The organism is Streptomyces sp. NPDC048254, from assembly GCF_043201895.1.
Taxonomy (GTDB): domain Bacteria; phylum Actinomycetota; class Actinomycetes; order Streptomycetales; family Streptomycetaceae; genus Streptomyces.
In genome coordinates, this window is the sequence record NZ_JBICZJ010000002.1 from 136,929 (window position 1) to 152,140 (window position 15,212).

General features: G+C 70.6%; 16 protein-coding genes and 2 tRNA genes. 12 read left to right on the forward strand and 6 right to left on the reverse strand.

Annotated features, from left to right (window positions below):
* The first annotated feature begins 704 nt into the window (after window positions 1-704).
* Window positions 705-1,712, forward strand: a complete 1,008-nt coding sequence (locus ACGFZQ_RS05840; protein WP_393839859.1) for an XRE family transcriptional regulator — start codon at window positions 705-707, stop codon at window positions 1,710-1,712.
* On the opposite strand, the gene ACGFZQ_RS05845 is transcribed toward ACGFZQ_RS05840, so the two are convergent.
* A complete protein-coding gene (locus tag ACGFZQ_RS05845) occupies window positions 1,696-2,484 on the reverse strand; it encodes an NUDIX domain-containing protein (protein WP_393839352.1) in 789 nt (262 codons plus the stop codon). The genes ACGFZQ_RS05840 and ACGFZQ_RS05845 overlap by 17 nt on opposite strands.
* A gap of 621 nt (window positions 2,485-3,105) precedes the next feature.
* On the opposite strand from ACGFZQ_RS05845, the gene ACGFZQ_RS05850 reads away from it, so the two are divergent.
* Window positions 3,106-3,318 carry a hypothetical protein gene (locus ACGFZQ_RS05850; protein WP_393839353.1) on the forward strand — a complete coding sequence of 71 codons (213 nt, stop codon included), beginning with the start codon at window positions 3,106-3,108 and terminating at the stop codon, window positions 3,316-3,318.
* 55 nt (window positions 3,319-3,373) lie between these two features.
* Here the strand turns inward: ACGFZQ_RS05850 and ACGFZQ_RS05855 are convergent, their stop codons facing one another.
* Window positions 3,374-4,030: an SDR family oxidoreductase gene (locus tag ACGFZQ_RS05855; RefSeq protein ID WP_382528336.1), complete on the reverse strand. Its 657-nt coding sequence runs from the start codon at window positions 4,028-4,030 to the stop codon at window positions 3,374-3,376.
* Between the two features lie 146 nt (window positions 4,031-4,176).
* Window positions 4,177-5,445, reverse strand: coding sequence for an amidohydrolase family protein (locus ACGFZQ_RS05860; RefSeq protein ID WP_393839354.1), 1,269 nt, complete (start codon window positions 5,443-5,445; stop codon window positions 4,177-4,179).
* A 265-nt stretch (window positions 5,446-5,710) separates the two neighbouring features.
* On the opposite strand from ACGFZQ_RS05860, the gene ACGFZQ_RS05865 reads away from it, so the two are divergent.
* The 8 genes from ACGFZQ_RS05865 to ACGFZQ_RS05900 all read left to right on the forward strand — a co-directional run bounded on the left by ACGFZQ_RS05865 (window position 5,711) and on the right by ACGFZQ_RS05900 (window position 10,618).
* A tRNA-Thr gene (locus tag ACGFZQ_RS05865) sits at window positions 5,711-5,783 on the forward strand.
* Between the two features lie 44 nt (window positions 5,784-5,827).
* Window positions 5,828-5,900, forward strand: a tRNA-Met gene (locus ACGFZQ_RS05870).
* 89 nt (window positions 5,901-5,989) lie between these two features.
* Window positions 5,990-6,154, forward strand: coding sequence for a 50S ribosomal protein L33 (rpmG, locus tag ACGFZQ_RS05875; RefSeq protein WP_003948671.1), 165 nt, complete (start codon window positions 5,990-5,992; stop codon window positions 6,152-6,154).
* Window positions 6,155-6,271: 117 nt separating this feature from the next.
* The gene (locus tag ACGFZQ_RS05880) at window positions 6,272-6,736 is read left to right on the forward strand and encodes a MaoC family dehydratase N-terminal domain-containing protein (RefSeq protein WP_351748069.1); all 465 of its coding nucleotides are present in this window, start codon (window positions 6,272-6,274) and stop codon (window positions 6,734-6,736) included.
* A 7-nt stretch (window positions 6,737-6,743) separates the two neighbouring features.
* Entirely contained in the window at window positions 6,744-7,172 is a 429-nt protein-coding gene (locus tag ACGFZQ_RS05885) for a MaoC family dehydratase (protein WP_393839355.1), read from the forward strand.
* A 149-nt stretch (window positions 7,173-7,321) separates the two neighbouring features.
* Entirely contained in the window at window positions 7,322-7,903 is a 582-nt protein-coding gene (locus ACGFZQ_RS05890) for a TetR/AcrR family transcriptional regulator (protein ID WP_393839356.1), read from the forward strand.
* Window positions 7,904-8,000: 97 nt separating this feature from the next.
* A complete protein-coding gene (locus tag ACGFZQ_RS05895) occupies window positions 8,001-9,449 on the forward strand; it encodes a DHA2 family efflux MFS transporter permease subunit (protein ID WP_351748064.1) in 1,449 nt (482 codons plus the stop codon).
* A gap of 113 nt (window positions 9,450-9,562) precedes the next feature.
* On the forward strand, window positions 9,563-10,618 hold the full coding sequence (locus ACGFZQ_RS05900; RefSeq protein WP_393839357.1) for a UDP-N-acetylmuramate dehydrogenase: 1,056 nt from the start codon (window positions 9,563-9,565) through the stop codon (window positions 10,616-10,618).
* A 64-nt stretch (window positions 10,619-10,682) separates the two neighbouring features.
* On the opposite strand, the gene ACGFZQ_RS05905 is transcribed toward ACGFZQ_RS05900, so the two are convergent.
* On the reverse strand, window positions 10,683-11,312 hold the full coding sequence (locus ACGFZQ_RS05905) for an NAD(P)-dependent oxidoreductase (RefSeq protein WP_393839358.1): 630 nt from the start codon (window positions 11,310-11,312) through the stop codon (window positions 10,683-10,685).
* A 160-nt stretch (window positions 11,313-11,472) separates the two neighbouring features.
* Between ACGFZQ_RS05905 and ACGFZQ_RS05910 the strand changes: the two genes are divergently transcribed.
* Together ACGFZQ_RS05910 and ACGFZQ_RS05915 are read left to right on the forward strand one after the other, a co-directional pair.
* On the forward strand, window positions 11,473-12,096 hold the full coding sequence (locus tag ACGFZQ_RS05910; RefSeq protein WP_351748060.1) for a TetR/AcrR family transcriptional regulator: 624 nt from the start codon (window positions 11,473-11,475) through the stop codon (window positions 12,094-12,096).
* 18 nt (window positions 12,097-12,114) lie between these two features.
* Window positions 12,115-12,783: a hypothetical protein gene (locus ACGFZQ_RS05915; protein ID WP_393839359.1), complete on the forward strand. Its 669-nt coding sequence runs from the start codon at window positions 12,115-12,117 to the stop codon at window positions 12,781-12,783.
* 12 nt (window positions 12,784-12,795) lie between these two features.
* On the opposite strand, the gene ACGFZQ_RS05920 is transcribed toward ACGFZQ_RS05915, so the two are convergent.
* Both ACGFZQ_RS05920 and ACGFZQ_RS05925 read right to left on the reverse strand, forming a co-directional pair.
* Window positions 12,796-13,836 carry an adenosine deaminase gene (locus ACGFZQ_RS05920; RefSeq protein ID WP_393839360.1) on the reverse strand — a complete coding sequence of 347 codons (1,041 nt, stop codon included), beginning with the start codon at window positions 13,834-13,836 and terminating at the stop codon, window positions 12,796-12,798.
* 132 nt (window positions 13,837-13,968) lie between these two features.
* Window positions 13,969-15,195, reverse strand: a complete 1,227-nt coding sequence (locus ACGFZQ_RS05925; RefSeq protein WP_351693801.1) for a pyridoxal phosphate-dependent aminotransferase — start codon at window positions 15,193-15,195, stop codon at window positions 13,969-13,971.
* Window positions 15,196-15,212: the final 17 nt, after the last annotated feature.

Genomic DNA, 15,212 nt, shown 5'->3' on the forward strand with positions numbered 1-15,212 from the left:
GCGCTCCCGTCCGTCCGATGCGGCACTTCGGCCGGGGCGTACGGGCGGGAGAGGCAGCCGGCCGCAACGTGACGTGCTGCGAGCCGTGATGGACCGTGCACGCTGTCCAGGCGCCGCCGGCCGGTCCGTGACGGTGACGCTCAGGGTCTTCGTCGGTACATCAAGCGTCCTTTCGGCGAGATCAACAGGGGTGAAGCACTGCAAGGGGGACCGTGTCCCCACTCTCCGGCCGTTGCTCGCGGTCGCCGGGCCACCTCCCCAGTACGGGCCGAAACCCTGTTGCACCTGGGCCTTAGCGGGCGGTCTTGCAGCGTCCTCCGCCCTTGCGCACCGCGAACGGGATGCGATCCCGTGAACTGGTGCGCACCAGAAGGATGACAACTGGTGCGCACCAGAGTCAAGGAGGTTCGCCGTTTTGATTGGCGACCGCCCCTCGCGGCGCATCTCCAGAAGACCGCTCGTGGCGCAGGTGTCGGTAGCCAACAGGGCTTAACTCCAGGCCTGTTAACCCCTGTTGACCTGCGGCAACGTGAGGCACCATGGAAGGGCCAGTGATCGGAACTAACGTCGGGCGGTGGCCTGTGAGTTCAGGACTTCGGAGCGCGCGGACTGCACGCGGCTGGTCGCAAGAGCGGCTGGTGCGCGAGATCGAGCAGTACGCCCGACAGAACCTCACCGACGTCGCCTCGACCGCGAGTTTGCGGGTGTACGTGTCCGAGTGGGAGAACGGCAAGCGCGCCATCTCGGACCGGTACGCAGGGATCCTGCGGAAGCTTCTCGGCGCCACTGATGCGGAGCTGAGGGGGGCCGCGACCGTTCAGGCGATGCCGACGGCTGACGGGTACGACGACCTGCTCAGCAGGATCGATTCAGCCAGTACCGTCAGTGAGTCCATGGTGAGCGCATTCAACGCACAGACGGAGTTGCTCCGCACTATGGACCGTCAGATGGGGGCTGCCGGTCTTGTGGACCAGATGACCGGTCACCTCGGCGCCCTCGAAGAAGCGCTGAACTTTGCCGTGCTGCCCTCTGCGCGCCGACCGGTAGCGCTCGCGCTCGCGGGGGCGTCGACTCTTGCCGCGTGGCAGGCCATCGACTCTGGGGCGGTTGAGCGGGCATGGCGGCATTACGAACTCGCGAAACGGGCCGCGCGTGATGCTGAGGCTCCGATGTATCTCGCGCACGCCATGGGTGAGCAGGCGTACGTGCTTTGCGAGGCTGGACGGCCGGCGTTGGGAGTCGAATTGGTTCGCGACGCGCAGCGCACCCTTGGCGGGGACGGCTCACCCCGGCTCCGGGCGTGGCTCCATGCAACCGAGGCGGAATTGTGTGCGCACGCCGAAATGGTCGACGATTGCCATCGTGCGTTGGAAAAGGCTGCGGAGTGCATCCCTGGAGGAAGCGAAGACCGAGACCCCGACATGCTGAGCATCTTTCTCAACGGCTCACATCTCGCGCGGTGGCAGGGGAATGTTCTTGCCCTGCTCGGGGACTCTGGCGCCGTGACCAGTCTCTATGACGCCTTGAAGGTGATGGACCCCACCTTTGTACGGGCAAGGGCCGGAACGCACGCGGATTTGGCGCAGGCGCATTTGGCGCGAGCCGAGTACGACGACGCTCAGACCCACCTCAGGCAGGCCCGGCTACTGGCGAGCCGCACGGGTTCCGTGCGGCAGCGCCGTCGTGTCGACCTGCTCAGTGAGCGACTGTAGCCCGCTGCTTGCTCCGGGTGGCAAGGATGTGCAGCAGGGCAACAAGGGTGCCGGACCCCATTAGCTCACCGCGTGCCATGAGCCCAGGAATATCGGCCAACGGCACCCATTCGATGTGGCCCGATTCTTCGAGATCTGTCGGGGGGCCAACTTTTTCGGCGCCATGGGCGACGAAGATTTCATGAGGGGAGTCCACCATGCCAACCATTGGTTGGTAGGTGACCACGTGCTCAACGGAATTCGGACGCCACCCCGTCTCTTCGACGACTTCTCGAAGTGCGGTCTCTGAGGGTTCCTCGCCCTCATCGACAATCCCGCCGGGAAGTTCCCAACCGAATTGCTGAGGAACGAACCGATAGCGCCACAGCATGAGTACGCGGTCTTGGGTGTCGATAACGGCCGTAACCGCCACGTGGTGAAGCTTCACTACGTGGTGCTCGAATCGCTCCACACCGGGTGGCTCCACATCCCAGACCTGGAGTTTGACCCATTCATTGTCGTAGACGTCGCGTTCACCGTGGATCTGCCACGGCTCCAGGCCGTTGGGGGCCTTCACGCTCACTGCGCCCGGCACCCGGTACGAACTCCGACCGTGAACCTCCAACGCGCCCTCTGTAACGAGACGCGCAAGGACCTGCCGAAGTGCCGTCCGGCCGATGCTCAGTTCCTCCGTCAGCGTTCGTTCAGAAGGGAACTTGCCGCCGGGGGCGTACCGGCCTGAGGTGAGCCGATCGCGGAGCGTCTCATAGACCTTGGTCGTCTTCGGTCCCATGCGTAGAGCACTCTCCGTCCTGCCGTGGTGCGTACCAGGTCACTGAGTAAATTTACCCGCCAGTGGACTCGTCGCGTGGGCGCTCAGAGCCAAGCTACCTCCGGTCGATTCGTGGACGGTTTTCCATGATCAGGACGACACGTGGACGGGATTGGCTCACCCGGACACTGACCATGGCTAAGGCGCAGGTCAGATGGGGTGTGAAGTGGCGATCTTGGGAGGACTGTAAATCTGCCGGCTTCGCCTTCCCAGGTTCGAATCCTGGCGCCGCCACTTTGGGGAAGACCCCCTCCGGACTGTGGAAACACAGACCGGAGGGGGTCTCTTCGTTGCGTCACGAGTGGCGTCGAGCGGAGGCGTGACGTGTCCCACAGCGGGGGCGAGGTGGGCGCTTCCCAAAGGGTGCGAGAACGCGGAGGCGCGCCGGACCGAGGGCGCCTGAGCGCACCTGTGCCCCGGAGCCGTCGCCGCCCGGCGTGGAGCCGGCCCTCGTAACCGGCCGGGCCGCACGGGGCGCACTGCTGGCACCCGCACCACCGACATCGGGGAAGCCCGGACCAACCGCCCCTGGACCCCCACGGCCCCCGGTACATGTGCCCCGCCCCGGGGCACACTGGGCACATGTCCTCCCGACGTAGAACCTGTCCGGTGTGCCGCCGTGAAATCGCCGTTGTCGCGGGACGCTTCGCGCGGCACGACCCGCCCGGGGTGCGGGAGACCGGCGATCTGGTCTCCTGTTCCGGCTCGCGGCGGCAGGCCCAACTGGGGGCGGTCCAGCCGGCGTTGGACGGCTACGCCGTGCCGGACTTTCCCGGACAGCTGTCGCTGTTCTGAGGGCTCCGCCCGGCCGTCGTCACCGTCACAAGTCCCAACGGCCAGGGCGGTGGGTTCAGTTCCCGGCCACCGACTTCACGGCCACCGTGACCGGCGTCGAACCGCCGATCAGCTCCAGGGTCAGACCGGCCGTCGCCGACGTGTCCACCAACTCCGCGAGTACGGCGGCCACGTCGTCGCGCGTGACCGGGCCCCGGCCCGTGTGTGCCTCCAGACGCACCAGGCCCCTGCCCGGCTCGTCCGTCAGTGAACCGGGGCGCAGGATCGTCCAGTCCAGGGCACTCTGCCGGGCGACGTACGCGTCGGCCTCGCCCTTGGCCCGCAGATACACGTCGAAGACCCCGTCGCCCTGGTGCGCCGGGTCCGCGCCCATCGACGAGACGACCACGAAACGGCGCACGCCCGCGCGTACGGCCGCCTCCACGAACAACACCGCCGCGCCCTTGTCCACCGTCTCCTTGCGGGCCGTGCCGCTGCCCGGGCCCGCGCCCGCCGCGAACACCGCCGCGTCCGCTCCCCGCAGAGGCGCCGCGACCTCCTCGACCGACGCCGACTCCAGGTCGAGCAGCACCGGTTCGGCGCCGGCCGCCCGCAGGTCGTCGCCCTGCTCGGCCTTCCGGATGATTCCCGCGACCTCGTCCCCGCGCGCGGAGAGCAGCCGCTCCAACCGCAGCGCGATCTGACCATGACCACCAGCGATGACAATGCGCATGTTTCCGACCGTACGCCCGAAGCCCCGCATTCGCTGCACGACTTCACGCGCCCCACGCGCTCACGCAGGTCCCGAGAAGCGCCCCGCCGGGTTCGGGCCATCCTCGTGCACGCGCTCCCGCGCGCCACACGCTCCCCCGCGCCCCCTCAGGACACCTCGCCCCGCCCCTGCCGAGGCAGCCCCAGCTCCGCCGTCGCCGCCGAGTTGCAGTACTCGCGGACCGCGCTCGTGCGTGCCACCACGCGCCCCCGGTGCACCACGATCCGGCTGTAGGCCAGGGAGAGGGCTCCGGCCAGATGGTCGCCGCGTACGGCGAGGAGTTCGGCGGGGAAGCCGGCCTCGACGCGGACCTCGGGAAGGCCCAGGGCGGCCCGGGAGGAGGCGCTCACGGTGTCGTAGGCGTCCTCGGGGCGCAGGCCGTGGCGGGAGGCCAGGAGGTAGGCCGCCTCCAGCGGGTCGCCCCGGCCGACGGGGTTCGACAGGTCGCGCAGGGCGCCGCTGCCGGCCGCGACCCGTACCCCGGCCGCGCGCAGCAGCCGTACCGGAGCCGTGCCGCGGCGGTCGACGGAGCCGCAGCCGCCCTGGGGCAGGCACACCACCGTGACGCCGGCCGCGGCGAGCTGGTCCGCGACCCGGGCGGCCGCCTCGGCGGGCAGGCGCGCGAGCCCGGCGCACGGGCCGAGCGTCACGCCGGGGCGCATGCCACCCGCCATCGCCGCGAGCCGCGCCAGCCGGGCCGGGTCGACGGCGTCCGTGTGCAGATCGACCGGGCAGCCGTGCTCGGAGGCCACCTCCAGGACGGCCTCCGCATAGCCCGTGGGATCGGGGTCCAGGTCGGGGCAGCCGCCCAGCACGGACGCGCCCATCTTCGCGGCGTCCCGCAGTATCGCCAGCCCCTCGGTGCCGGCCACTCCGGTCAGTACGCGCGGCATCGCGACCGCCGTCAGTTCCGCGAGCCCGCGCAGCGAGCGGCGCGCCTGGAGTACGGCGGCAAGGGCGGCCAGCCCCTGGACGTCGCCCACGCGCACGTGCGCGCGTACCGCCGTCGCGCCGTGGCCGAGTTGCAGCAGGGCCGCCTCGGTGGCGCGCCGCTGGACGTCGTCGGGGTCGTACGAGACGGGGCCGCCGCGATCGGCGGAGAGGGCGGTGTCGCCATGGGCGTGCGGTTCGGCCGGGGCCGGGAGGAGGAGGTAGCCGCTCAGGTCCACGCGCGCGCCGCCCGCGCGGGCCGGACCCGGTGCCAGGCTGCCGGCCGTACCGACCGCCTCGATGCGCCCGCCGCCCAGCCGTACGTCCACGGTCCGGCCGTCGGTGAGCCGTGCCCCGCAGAGCAGGAGCCCGGTCGGCTCGGACTGTCCCGAGGAGCCCGGGGAGTTGGACGACGACGAGGGCGGCTGCGGCTGGCTGTCGGGCATCGCGCTCCAGGAAGGTCGGTCCGGGCCGGGACTCAAGATCACGCAGAGTGAGTCGAGCCTAGGGTGGCGAGCCGCGTGCGGCGGGGAGGAGCGCAATAGTCGTACCGGCCTCGTCGGACCGGTCGGGAACGGTGCGGCACGCGCGCGTGGGCAGCGTCGGGAGGGGCCCGGGAGGCTGCCGTGAGCGGGGCGGAAGGGGCCCGGTGGGGCGGCTGGAAACGGATTTGGGTGAACGGCGGCCGAGCGTGTAATGTCTTCATCGCTCGCCCCAATAGCTCAGTCGGCAGAGCGTCTCCATGGTAAGGAGAAGGTCTACGGTTCGATTCCGTATTGGGGCTCTGGTGTGAGAGGTCCCGTCGCGAGACGGGACTGATCTCATCAAAGCGGTGTAGCTCAGTCGGTAGAGCAAGCGGCTCATAATCGCTGTGTCACCGGTTCAAGTCCGGTCACCGCTACTGACAGTAGCCGATTGCGGGGTCGGTCCTTCGATCGGCTACTCTTTTTGCGTTGTATCAGTCCATCCGTTCGTCTTAGGAGCACTCACGTGGCTGCCACCGACGTCCGCCCGAAGATCACGCTGGCCTGCGTGGAGTGCAAGGAGCGGAACTACATCACCAAGAAGAACCGGCGTAACAACCCGGACCGTCTTGAGATGAAGAAGCACTGCCCGCGTTGCAATGCGCACACCGCGCACCGCGAAACGCGATAACTACAGGCTCGTTCGTGAGGCCGTCCCCGGCTCGGGGGCGGCCTCACGGCGTTTCGGCAGTTGGCTTTCCCGCTAGTTTGTGGGGCATCACAGCAGACATCAGGAGGTGCCGGGCCAATGGCGCTCGATCAGTCCTTCGTGGGACGGACCTACCCACCCACCGAGCCCTACGAGGTGGGCCGGGAGAAGATCCGTGAGTTCGCCGAGGCGGTCGGCGACACCAACCCCGTGTACTCGGACCCGGAAGCCGCCAAGGCGCTCGGCTATTCCGATGTGATCGCTCCGCCGACCTTTGTCTTCTCGATCACTTTCCGGGCGGCCGGGCAGGTCGTCGAGGACCCGCAGCTGGGCCTGGACTACAGCCGGGTGGTGCACGGCGACCAGAAGTTCGCGTACCGGCGTCCGGTGCGTGCCGGCGACCGGCTGACCGTCGTCTCGACGATCGAGGCCGTCAAGTCCCTCGCGGGCAACGACATCATCGACATCCGCGGCGACGTCCACGACGAGACGGGCGAGCTCGTGGTGAGCGCCGTGACCAAACTGGTGGCCCGCGCTGCGGACGCCGAAGAAGGCGGGGCGTGAGGATCCGATGACGTCGAAGATCGCGTACGAGGACGTCGAGGTCGGCACCGAACTGCCCGCCCAGACCTTCCCCGTGACCCGCGCCACGCTGGTGCGGTACGCGGGCGCCTCCGGGGACTTCAACCCCATCCACTGGAACGAGAAGTTCGCCAAGGAGGTGGGCCTGCCGGACGTCATCGCGCACGGCATGTTCACCATGGCCGAGGCGATCCGCGTGGTCACCGACTGGACCGGCGACCCGGGCGCGGTCGTCGACTACGGCGTCCGCTTCACCAAGCCCGTCGTCGTGCCGAACGACGACCAGGGCGCCGTCATCGAGGTCAGCGGCAAGGTCGCGGCCAAGCTCGACGACAACACCGTGCGCGTCGACCTGACGGCGATGAGCGCCGGGCAGAAGGTGCTGGGCATGTCGCGGGCGGTCGTACGGCTGGGCTGAGCCCGGCGAGTTCCACGGTCCGGTAAGGGGCGCTCTCCATGGTGGGACGCCCCTTACGCGTGTACGGCCCCTACCCGTGAAACGGCTCGCGAGGGGAGGGCGTTCCCGGTTCCTTGACATGGTTAGTGATTGAGTACTAACTTACCCGCATGGTCAGGATGAGTGCTGAGGAGCGGCGCGAGAGTGTCGTCCGTGCGGCGATCGCCGAGTTCTCGCAGAGGGGCTACTACGGCACCTCCACCGAGGCGATCGCCAAGCGGGTCGGGGTTTCGCAGCCGTACCTCTTCCGGCTCTTCCCGGGCAAGAAGGCGATCTTCGCCGCCGCCTCGCAGCGCTGCATCGACGACATGCGTGAGCTCTTCGAGAAGGCTGCCGAGGGGTTGCAGGGCGAAGAGGCCCTGCATGCCATGGGTGACGCATACGTGCGGCTCATCCAGGAGCGGCCGGAGCGGCTCCAGATGCAGATGCAGACGTACATCACGGTCGCGGCTGCCGAGGCGGAAGGCGAGCACGAGTTCGGTGAGCTCGTGCGGGCCGGCTGGGGGCGACTGTGGGACGCCGTCCATCTGCTCTCGGGGGCCGACGTCGACCGCACCACGACCTTCCTGGCCAAGGGAATGCTCATCAACACCTATGCGGCCATGGGGTTTCCGCCCGAACACCGGGTCTGGCAGGGGATGTACCCGGACGCCGGGGCCACCGGGCGGCTGGAGAAGTGCAGCGACGACTGAGAGGGGCGGTTCGCCCTTCCTGTCCGGGCCTCTTCATGAGCCAGAAACTTAGTGACCGATAACTAATGGATTTCGCAGACCACGCTCTGGGGGAGCGATGTCACAGCAGACCGCACAGCAGACCGCACGCAAGGGAAGCGCCGCATGGGCGCTCGTCATCACCAGCGTCGCCGGATTCATGGCGGCCCTCGACAACCTCGTCGTCACCACCGCACTGCCCTCCATCCGCAAGGACCTCGGCGGCGCCCTGGACGACCTCGAATGGACCGTGAGCGCCTACACGCTCACCTTCGCCGTCCTGCTGATGTTCGGCGCGGCCCTCGGCGACCGCTTCGGCCGCCGCCGGCTCTTCCTCGCCGGGATCACCGTCTTCACCGTCGCCTCCGCCGCCGCGGCCATGGCGCCCGGCATCGACTCCCTGATCGCCGCCCGCGCGGTGCAGGGCGTCGGCGCGGCCGTGATGATGCCGCTGACGCTCACCCTGCTGACGGCGGCCGTGCCCGAGGCCAGGCGCGGGATGGCGTACGGCATCTGGGGCGCCGTCAACGGGCTCGCGGTCGCCTCGGGGCCGCTCATCGGCGGCAGCCTCACCGAACACGTGTCCTGGCACTGGATCTTTTGGCTGAACGTGCCGCTCGGCCTCGCCCTGCTGCCGCTCGCCCGTCTGCGTCTCGCCGAGTCCCACGGCACCGGCGCTCCGCTCGACTTCCCCGGCACCCTGCTCGCCAGCGGCGGCCTCTTCGGGATCGTCTACGGCCTGGTGCGCGGCCCCGCCGACGGCTGGACCAGCTCCCTCGTGCTCACCGGGCTGTTCGCGGGCGGCGCCCTGCTCGTCGGCTTCGTCATCCACGGCAGCCGCGCCAAGAACCCGATGCTGCCGATGCGGCTCTTCCGCTCCCGCGCCTTCTCCGGGATCAACGCGGCCAGCCTGCTGATGTTCCTCGGGATGTTCGGCTCGATCTTCCTGCTCAGCCAGTACATGCAGGGCGTCCTCGGCTACTCGCCCACCGAGGCGGGCCTCAGGATGCTGCCCTGGACCGGCATGCCGATGCTCGTCGCACCGATCGCCGGGATCCTCTCCGACCGGATAGGCGGCCGCCCGGTCGCCGCCGCCGGACTCTTCCTGCAGGCCGCCGGGCTCGGCTACATGGCCTCCGTGGTCACCGCCCACGCCTCCTACGGTGTCCAGCTGCCCGGTCTGATCATCAGCGGGATCGGCATGGCGCTGTACTTCGCCCCCGCCGCCAACCTCGTGATGTCAGCCGTACGCCCGCAGGAACAGGGCATCGCCTCCGGCGCCAACAACGCGCTGCGCGAGGTCGGCGGCGCGCTCGGCATCGCCGTCATGTCGTCCATCTTCGCCGCCCAGGGCGGCTACGAGAGCGCCCAGAGCTTCGTGGACGGGCTGCGGCCCGCCCTGGTCACCGGCTCGGCCGTGGTCGCCCTCGCCGGGATCGCGGCCCTGGTCATCCCCGGCCGCCGCCGCGCCGCGCGGACGGTGACCGAGGGGGAGCCGGCCCTGGCTCTGGAGAGTGTCGGCAGCTGACGGCACGCGCGCATGGGGCCCCGTCCGCCCAGGACGGGGCCCCACGCGCGCGTGCGGCTCGTGACGGGGAGAGCACGGAGGGAGTGTCGGTGGCGTCTCGTAGTCTTGGGCGCGTGCAGGAACTCCACGACGCCCCCCTCGCCCCCCTCACCACCTTCCGGCTCGGCGGCCCCGCCACCCGGCTGGTCACCGCGACCACCGACGCCGAGGTGATCGCCGCCGTCCGCGAGGCCGACGACAGCGGCACCCCGCTGCTGGTCATCGGCGGCGGCTCGAACCTGGTCATCGGCGACAAGGGCTTCGACGGCACCGCCCTGCGCATCGCCACCACCGGCTTCGAAGCACGCGGTACGACGCTGGAGCTGGCGGCCGGCGAGGTCTGGACCGACGCGGTCGCCCGCACCGTCGAGGCGGGCCTCGCGGGCATCGAGTGCCTCGCCGGAATCCCGGGGTCCGCGGGCGCCACGCCGATCCAGAACGTCGGTGCGTACGGCCAGGAGGTCTCCTCGACCATCACCGAGGTCCTCGCCTACGACCGGCGGGCCGGCGAGACGGTGACGCTGGCAAACGAGGAGTGCGCGTTCTCCTACCGGCACAGCCGGTTCAAGGCCGCACCCGAGCGCTACGTCGTGCTGCGCGTGCGCTTCGGGCTGGAGGACGCGGCCGGGCTGTCGGCGCCGGTGCGGTACGCCGAGACCGCGCGGGCGCTCGGAGTGGCGCAGGGGGACCGGGCGCCGCTGGCCCGCGTACGCGAGGCCGTGCTCGAACTGCGCGCCGGGAAGGGCATGGTGCTCGACCCCGAGGACCACGACACCTGGTCGGCGGGGTCCTTCTTCACCAACCCGATCCTCACGGACGAGCAGCTCGCCGACTTCCACGCGCGCGTGCGTGAGCGGCTCGGGGACGAGGCCGAGCCGCCCGCCTACCCGGCAGGCCAGGGGCGTACCAAGACCTCGGCGGCCTGGCTGATCGACAAGGCCGGGTTCGCCAAGGGGTACGGCAGCGGGCCCGCCCGGATCTCCACCAAGCACACGCTGGCGCTCACCAACCGGGGCGGGGCCACGACCGAGGATCTGCTGGCGCTGGCGCGCGAGGTTGTCGCCGGTGTCCACAAGGCGTTCGGTGTCACGCTCGTCAACGAGCCGGTGACCGTGGGCGTGAGCCTGTAGCGGTCGTACCGAGGGGTGCGGCGGGGCCCTTCCGAGGCTCAGCCCCCGCGCCTTGCGGGTCGGTTCAGTACGCCACTCCCACCCCCTGCTTCACCGTCCCCGCGTCCTCGATCACCGCCAGCATGGCGTGGGCCACGTCCGCCCGGGCGATGAAGCGGCCCTTCGGGGGAAAGCCGCCGATCACCGTGCGGTAGCTGCCGGTGAGGGGCTTGTCCTGGAGACGGGGCGGGCGGACCGACGTCCAGTCGGTGCCGCTGCCGGACAGCTCCGCCTCCATCTCGCGCAGGTCGTCGTAGACCGGCTTGAGGACCCTGCCGACCAGGCCGCGCGCGGTGCGGTCCAGGAGGCCGTCGGCCGGTTCCGGGCCCACCGGGGCCGCGCTGACCACCACGAGGCGCCGTACCCCCTCGGTCTGCATCGTGGCCAGGACCGTGCGGGTCAGGCGGGCGGCGACCCCGGCGTCCCCCCGGCCGCGCGGACCCAGGCCGGAGAGGACCGCGTCCCGGCCGGCGACCGCGGGGCGGACCGCTCCGGGGTCGGTGAGGTCCGCGCGGACCACCTCCAGGCCGGGGCCGGTCACGGTCAGCCTGGCGGGGTCGCGGACGACCGCCGTGACCCGGTGGCCGGACGCCAGCGCCTGGCGGACGATCTCCCGGCCGATCCCGCCGGTCGCGCCGAAGACGGTGAGGTTCATGACTGCTCCCGTGTGCTCATGCGTGCTCGTGCGCCAAGGGGTGGGTGAGTATTCACTCACCTCTGCTCGTCTCTAGAGTGGGTAAGCACTCACCTACCCGTCAAGGCTCTTCGGGACATCCGTCGCATCCGCAGGAAAGGGCATGTGATCCTTGGGCGTCATGCAGCAGAAACCGGCCCGCGTCCGCATCCTCGACGCCGCTCACGAGCTGATGCGCACCGCCGGGCTCGCCCGCGCCACCACCAAGGAGATCGCCAGGGCGGCCGGCTGCTCCGAGGCGGCGCTCTACAAGTACTTCCCCAGCAAGGAAGAGCTGTTCGTGCACGTCCTGTCCGAACGGCTGCCCCGGCTGATCCCGCTGCTCGGCGAGCTCTCCCACGAACCCGGCCGGGGCTCCCTGGAGGAGAACCTCACCCACATCGCACGCCAGGCCGCCCTCTTCTACGAGGAGAGCTTCCCGATCGCCGCCTCCCTCTACGCCGAGAAGCAGCTCAAACACCGGCTCGACGAGCAGTTGCGGACGATCGGTGCCGGCCCGCACGTGCCGATCCAGGCCCTCGACGCCTATCTGCGCGCCGAACAGGCCGCCGGCCGGATCCACCAGGGCGCCGACACGTTCGCCGCCGCCTCCCTGCTGCTCGGCGCCTGCGTCCAGCGCGTCTTCGCCTTCGAGGCGACCCCGACCGGCCAGCGCCCGCCGGTGGACACGTTCGCCGCCCGGCTCGTGCGCACCCTGCTCGCCGGAATCTCCGTTGCCGAGGAACCCGGCCGCCCGCGACCCTGATGCCATGAGGCACTCCGTATGCGGCTGAGACTCAGCGAGTTCCGGCCCCGCACCGGTCCGCACGAGCACCGCGTCGTCCAGCCCCGGCAGCCCCTGCGCCACACCTCCCTGTGCCGGCCCGCGCCCGTCGGCACCCTCACGGGCGGCCACGACGGGCTCAACCGGCTCGCCGGGCTGTTCTCGTTCGCCGCCCACTCACCGCACACGATCGTCCATGTGCCGCTGCGGGACGGGGTGCCGCCCGACGAGGGACAGGGACCGCTCGTCGACCTCGTCCTGGCCCACGGCTCGCTGGGCCTGCGCGCGTCGCAGTGGCCCGAGCTGCGCCGGCGGCTGCGGCACGGCGGCAGCCCGCTCACCGTCCGCACCGACGAGGCGCGCACCGCGCGGGACGCCGCCGCCTGGCGCGCGCGGTGGCGGTACCACGACCGCCGGGACGAGCTACGGCACACCACCCACGCGAACACCTTCTTCCTCTTCGGCGGCCGGGACGCCTTCGCCGAGACCGCCATGTCCCTGGCCTACACGGCCGGCTGGGGGCCCCGGCAGAAGCGGGTGGCCGAGGGACACCCGGCACTGCTGTCGGGGCTGTGGGGGCTGCGACAGCCGCCCGGCGGCGGGCACCCCGTCGAGGTCCTGGTCTGCTTCAAGGCGTACCCGCCGTACACCCACTTCCGAAGGCCCTGACGAAGACCCCGATCAGGACACCGGTGCCGTGAGCCACTCGTCGACGCCCGCCAGCAGTTTCGACTTCACGTCCTCCGGCGCCGCCGAACCCCGTACCGACTGCCGGGCCAGCTCCGCGAGTTCGGCGTCCGTGAAACCGTGGTGCACGCGCGCGATGTCGTACTGCGCGGCCAGGCGGGAGCCGAACAGGAGCGGGTCGTCGGCGCCGAGCGCCATCGGGACGCCCGCCTCGAAGAGGGTGCGCAGCGGAACGTCCTCGGGCTTCTCGTAGACGCCCAGCGCCACGTTGGAGGCCGGGCACACCTCACAGGTGATGCCCCGGTCCGACAGCCGCTTGAGCAGCCGCGGGTCCTCCGCCGCCCGCACGCCGTGCCCGATCCGGGAGGCGTGCAGATCGTCCAGGCAGTCCCGCACCGACGCCGGGCCGGTCAGCTCGCCGCCGTGCGGAGCCGCCAGCAGGCCGCCCTCACGGGCGATGTGGAACGCCCGGTCGAAGTCCCGCGCCATGCCCCGCCGCTCGTCGTTCGAGAGCCCGAAGCCGACCACACCCCGGTCCGCGTACCGCACGGCCAGCCGCGCGAGCGTGCGCGCGTCCAGAGGGTGCTTCATACGGTTCGCGGCCACCAGGACGCGCATGCCGAGGCCCGTCTCCCTGGACGTCGTCTCCACCGCGTCCAGGATGATCTCCAGCGCCGGGATCAGCCCGCCCAGGCGCGGTGCGTACGACGTCGGGTCCACCTGGATCTCCAGCCAGCCCGAGCCGTCCTTGATGTCCTCCTCGGCGGCCTCCCGGACCAGGCGCCGGATGTCCTCGGGCTCTCTGAGACAGGAGCGCGCAGCGTCGTACAGCCGCTGGAAACGGAACCAGCCGCGTTCGTCGGTGGCCCGCAGTCTCGGTGGTTCGCCACTGGTCAGGGCGTCGGTGAGCGCCTCGGGGAGGCGTACGCCGTGTTTGTCGGCCAGCTCCAGGACGGTTGCCGGCCGCATCGAACCGGTGAAGTGCAGATGCAGATGAGCCTTCGGCAGCTCAGAGACATCACGTACGTGCTCCATTCCAGGATCCTGCCGTACGCAGCCGCCGCACCGGTAGCCGATTCCCCTTTCGTGGCCTTGCTCGCACACGCGAACGGGCCGCCTCCCCGGAGGGAAACGGCCCGCACGCGCGCGTGGAGCGCGGAAAGAGGGTCAGTCCTGCGCCTCGGCCAGCAGCTTCTGCATCCGGCTCACGCCCTCGGCGAGGTCCTCGTCACCGAGCGCGTACGACAGACGCAGGTAGCCGGGCGTGCCGAAGGCCTCGCCGGGTACGACCGCGACCTCGGCCTCCTCCAGGATCAGCCCGGCCAGCTCCACCGAGGAGGCCGGGCGCTTGCCGCGGATCTCCTTGCCGAGCAGCGCCTTGACCGACGGGTACACGTAGAAGGCGCCCTCGGGCTCCGGGCAGACCACGCCGTCGATCTCGTTGAGCATCCGCACGATGGTCCTGCGGCGCCGGTCGAAGGCCTCGCGCATCTTCGCCACGGCCTCCAGGTCGCCGGAGACGGCGGCCAGGGCGGCGACCTGCGCCACGTTGGAGACGTTCGAGGTGGCGTGCGACTGGAGGTTCGTGGCCGCCTTGACGACGTCCTTGGGGCCGATGACCCAGCCGACCCGCCAGCCCGTCATCGCGTACGTCTTGGCGACACCGTTGACGACGACGCACTTGTCGCGCAGCTCGGGCAGGATCGCCGGCAGCGAGGTGAACTTCGCGTCGCCGTAGACGAGGTGCTCGTAGATCTCGTCGGTCAGCACCCACAGCCCGTGCTCGACGGCCCAGCGGCCGATCGCCTCGGTCTCGGCCTCGCTGTAGACCGCGCCGGTGGGGTTGGACGGGGAGACGAAGAGCACGACCTTCGTCCGCTCCGTGCGCGCCGCCTCCAGCTGCTCCACGGAGACGCGGTAGCCGGTCGTCTCGTCCGCGACGACCTCCACCGGGACACCACCGGCGAGACGGATCGACTCCGGGTACGTCGTCCAGTACGGGGCGGGGACGATCACCTCGTCGCCCGGGTCCAGGATCGCGGCGAAGGCCTCGTAGATCGCCTGCTTGCCGCCGTTGGTGACGAGGACCTGGCTCGCGTCCACCTCGTAGCCGGAGTCGCGCAGCGTCTTCGCGGCGATCGCGGCCTTCAGCTCGGGCAGACCGCCGGCCGGCGTGTACCGGTGGTACTTCGGGTTCTTGCAGGCCTCGATCGCGGCGTCGACGATGTAGTCCGGGGTCGGGAAGTCGGGCTCACCGGCGCCGAAGCCGATCACCGGGCGCCCGGCGGCCTTCAGGGCCTTGGCCTTGGCGTCCACGGCGAGGGTGGCGGACTCGGAGATCGCGCCGACTCGGGCGGAGACCCGGCGCTCGGTGGGAGGGGTTGCAGCGCTCATGGGGCCCATCGTTTCAG